Raw genomic sequence first — 1,132 nt, 5'->3', positions numbered from 1 at the left:
CACATCACTCACACGGCTCATTGTCCGGTAGGGCTCAGCCGTCCGTCCCGCCGCCCCGCACCGTCGGCACCGCGTCCAGCGCGATCCCGAACTCGTCCCGGTAGATCTCCAGCACCTCCGTGTCCGACCCCGTCCCGCGCTCCTGCCGCGTGCCGTCCGGAGCCGTGAGCGTCAGCCGACGGCCGCTCAGCGTGATCCGCCCGCCGTCCTCGGTGACCCGCGAACACACCAGCGACCGGGTGAAGTGGGAGCGGGGCGAGGTGCTGTGCCACCACGCTCCCGCCGTGAAGTCGGCGAGCACCCTCGGCCGCGTCTCCAGCCGGTACACCGGCCGCCCGTCGCGCAGCACGTCCAGGTCCGCCGCGTCCGCCGTCCCGTGCCCGCCGCGCACCCCGGCCGCGTCCGCCCCGGCCTCCGCCACCCGGAACACGCCCGCCGGGTCCCGCTGCTCCGCCCGCTCCCCGAAGGCGAGCGGCAGATGGAAGTGCGAGCCGAACCCGACGTCCGCCAGCCAGTCGCCGCCGTCCTCCGTCCGCACCCGCAGCGCGAGATGGTCGTACGGGATGCCCAGCCGGCCGCCGTCCCCGTACACCCGTGCGGCGAGCAGGGTCACGCCGTAGCCGAGCGCGGTGAGCAACGCACCGAAGGAGCCGCTGAGTTCGTAGCAGATCCCGCCTCGCCCGGCCGCCACCACCTTGTCCAGCAGCCGCTTCTCGTCCAGCACGATCTCCTCGCCGAGATGCACGGACAGGTTCTCGAACGGCACGGTCCGCAGATGGCGCAGATGCAGCTCCCGCAGCGCGTCCCGCGTGGGCCGGGCGGGCCGTTCCGCACCCAGGCGGCGCAGATAGGCGTCGGTCGTCGCGGTGTCGATCCCCTCGGTCATGCCCTCAGTGTCGCGCCACCTCCAGCTCTCCGTCCTCCTCCGTACCGGGGACGACCGCCAGCGCCCCGTCCCGGTCCGTGCGCAGCACCGCCGTCCCCTGGGCACGCAGCGCGCGCACCGTCCCCGGAGCCGGGTGGCCGTACGCGTTGTCCTCACCGGTGCTGATCAGTGCCAGGCGCGGTGCGGCCAGGCTCACGAGGCCCGGGTCCTGGTAGGCCGAGCCGTGGTGGGCGACCTTCAGGACGT

The 1,132-nt window shown here is 74.0% G+C and carries 1 protein-coding gene and 1 pseudogene; both read right to left on the bottom strand.

The genetic code is table 11. The annotated features are described in order from the left end of the window. Nucleotides 1-34 precede the first annotated feature (34 nt). Entirely contained in the window at nt 35-886 is an 852-nt protein-coding gene (locus LPA54_RS32760; RefSeq protein WP_228916479.1) for an arylamine N-acetyltransferase, read from the bottom strand. A 4-nt stretch (nt 887-890) separates the two neighbouring features. Then, nucleotides 891-1,132 (bottom strand): annotated as a pseudogene (locus tag LPA54_RS32755) (hypothetical protein); the annotation flags it as partial.

Origin of the sequence: Streptomyces sp. DH12 (genome assembly GCF_020873895.1) — a bacterium.
In the GTDB taxonomy this organism is placed as follows: Bacteria; Actinomycetota; Actinomycetes; order Streptomycetales; family Streptomycetaceae; genus Streptomyces.
The sequence above is the reverse complement of the archived record's forward strand: the minus strand, read 5'-3'. Positions and strand labels throughout refer to the sequence as shown.

What these genes read in the sequence shown, in the direction of transcription:
- LPA54_RS32760 (WP_228916479.1), bottom strand. Translation starts at nt 886, where the DNA reads ATGACCGAGGGGATCGACACCGCGACGACCGACGCCTATCTGCGCCGC.